Below are 2,760 nucleotides of genomic sequence, written 5' to 3'. Positions count from 1 at the left end.
CCGTTGGCGCCATGGATGGCGCCATCGAGCCCCCAAGGACGGGTTTACGGCGTGTCCTGCGCAGCCCGCCCGGCCTCCCCCAAGCGCATCAACCAAGGCGCGCAAAGCCTCAACCCCGCGCCTTACTCGGATTCACCAGATTCCCGAAGAAGATCGCGTTGATCAGCAGCCGATCCGTCCCGTGCCAGTACTTGCGGTGCGCCGGGTCATCGGCAAACAGCACCACGTTGCCCTGCCCCTGCGCCGACACCAGCAGCCACGCGCTGCCCGCCACCCGCGCACGGTTGCGCTCGGAAAGATAGCCATTCACCCGCGGCGGCGTGTCGATGCGTACCACCGTCGAGAATGGGTTCGCACTCGGCTGCAGCGTCACCGTGTTCTCCTTGTTGATCGCCAGTTGCCGGCGCGGCACGCCGAACGCCAGCGGATGACTGGTGTCCACATCGGCGCTGAGGATGTTGCCGCTGACCCGCTCGATCGCGGCGATGTCGCGCTGGTCGCCGAATGCACGGCGGCTCTCGTCGGCAGTCTCTTCGTCCTTGCCGAGCTTCTCGCCGTCGGCGAGCTTCTGTTCGATCGCCCACTTCGAGGCACTGCCATAGGTCACCAATGAACCACCGGCCTGCACCCAGCGCTTCAGTGCAGCCACCGCCGCGGCATCGACGCCGGTATAGGTGCCACCGGACAGCACGATCGTGGTGTAGCGGTCCAGCGGCACCTTGCCCAGCTGCTGTGGGTCCAGCTTGCTGGCCGGAAGGTGCAGTTGCTGGTCGAGCAGGAACCAGGCAGAACCGATCTCGGTGGCGGCCACGCCCTCACCCATCACCAGCCCAACCGCGGGTTTGCGCAGCGCCTTGACGCCGTCACTGCCCAGATCGATGCCTTCGCGGCTGCGGCCACTGGACAGCGCGTGCACCTGCACACCTGCCTCGCGCGCGGCCGATGTCACTGCCTCAAGCAGCGCCGCGCCCTGCAGCGTTTGCCCGGCAACCGGAATCACCAGGCTGCCGGCGGCGAAGCTGACGTCGCCCTGCGCGGTCGCGGTGGTGAACGGCTGGAATGCCGCACGTGCGCTCACGCCCTTGCCCTGCAGCGCGGCCAGCGCGCGCCCGGCGTTGTAGTCGCGCCAGTCGATCGCGTACGCGAATCCGGCCTGGCCACCCAGCACCGCGCCCTGCTCAGCCGGCAGCGCAGTCACGCGTGCGCCACCCTCGATACGGCTACGGCTGCCGGCGAAAGCCACGCCGTAGGCCGGTGCGATCGCATAGCTGGTGCTGCCGTAGAACACATCCCCCTTGATCGGCGGTGTCTCGGCAAAGATCGAATGCACCAGGCGGAACTGCGCCTGCTGCACCGGCACCACGTAGGCGCTGCCGGCATCGAAGCGCTGCCCATCGACGGTGATTGCACGCTCCAGCGCGCGTACCTCGATGCGATGCAGCAGCAACAGTTCCAGCAGGCGGCGGGTCAGTGCCGGATCATGCACATCACCGAACACGAAGCTCTTCACCGGCTGCTGTGCGGCCTGCTTCAGCGCGCTCTGGAAGAACTGCTTCTGCAGGTCGAACAGGCCGCTGCGCTCAGTTACCGCGCCACGCACCGTGCCCAGCCCGGTGGCGACCTGGTTGCGGATGGTGAACGGGAAGGTCAGCAGGCCGTTCACCGATTCCTGCACGCGGCCACGCGAACTGGCCTGCTCGACGGTAACGCCGACGGCACCATGGAAGTCCGGGTAGGTGGAACCGTACACCGGCGAGAAGTTGTCGAAGTTCTCGCCGGTGTAGTACAGCGAACCCAAGGCATCCAGCGCCTGCGCGTGGTACTTGGCCAGGGTCTTGTTGAATTCATACGACGCCGCCGGAATCAGCGGGCTGTGCATGCTCTTCGGCGAGGGCTCGAAGTAGTAGGTGCTGTCCTTGCCCATTTCGTGGAAGTCGATCTGCACGTTCGGGTACCACTGGTGGAACACCTCCACCTTCGGCCGCGAGTCCTGCTGTGTGAGGGCAAGCCAGTCGCGGTTGAGATCGGTGAAGTAGTGGTTGGTGCGGCCCTGCGGGAACGGTTCGACGTGTTCCTTGTCGGCCGGGTCGGCCGAGGCCGGATCGGAGGCCCAGGCGTTGTGCCAGTTGGCCGCACGATCGCGGCCATCCGGGTTCTGTGCCGGATCGAACAGCACCACCGCGTGCTGCAGCCACTGCTGGGTTTCGGCACTGCGGTTGGCCACCAGGTAGTAAGCAGTCAGCATCGCCGCCTCGGCACTGGACGTCTCGTTGCCATGCACGCTGTAACCCAGCCACACCACCACCGGGCTGTCACCGGCCGCGCTGCGCGGTTGCGCCGGATCGGCCAGGGTCGCGTGCTGTTGGCGCAGCTGTTCCAGCCGCGCGTGATTGCCGGCGGCGGTGACGGTGGCGATCAGCAGCGGGCGGCCCTCGTAGCTTCGTCCGATCTCGCGCACGCTGATCTTGTCCGAGCGTCTGGCCAGCTCCTGGAAATACGCCACCAGTTGGTCGTGCCGGGTGTAGCGGCTACCGATCGGGTAGCCGAGGAACTGCTCCGGTGTCGGCACCGCTGCATCGAAGGCTGCCGCATCCGTGGCCTGCGGGAAGAAATAGGCACTCTGTGCCTGCGCCGGCTGCGGGCAGGACAGTACAGTGGCGGCGGCAAGCAGCAACGGAAGAACGGCACGGCGATGCAAGGACACGGTGACTCCCCAGGAACACAACGGCAGACGGTCGCGCGGCCGGTCCCTTCAGGTGG

The 2,760-nt window shown here is 66.8% G+C and carries 1 protein-coding gene; it reads right to left on the bottom strand.

All coding sequences use genetic code 11. From position 1 onward, the window contains the following. Positions 1–109 precede the first annotated feature (109 nt). A complete protein-coding gene (locus ABGA94_RS05495) occupies positions 110–2,704 on the bottom strand; it encodes a M14 family zinc carboxypeptidase (protein ID WP_375366608.1) in 2,595 nt (864 codons plus the stop codon). Between the last annotated feature and the right edge of the window lie 56 nt (positions 2,705–2,760).

It is taken from the genome of Stenotrophomonas sp. 3diitr2024, assembly GCF_042136455.1.
Classification (GTDB): domain Bacteria; phylum Pseudomonadota; class Gammaproteobacteria; order Xanthomonadales; family Xanthomonadaceae; genus Stenotrophomonas; species Stenotrophomonas sepilia.
The sequence above is the reverse complement of the archived record's forward strand: the minus strand, read 5'-3'. Positions and strand labels throughout refer to the sequence as shown.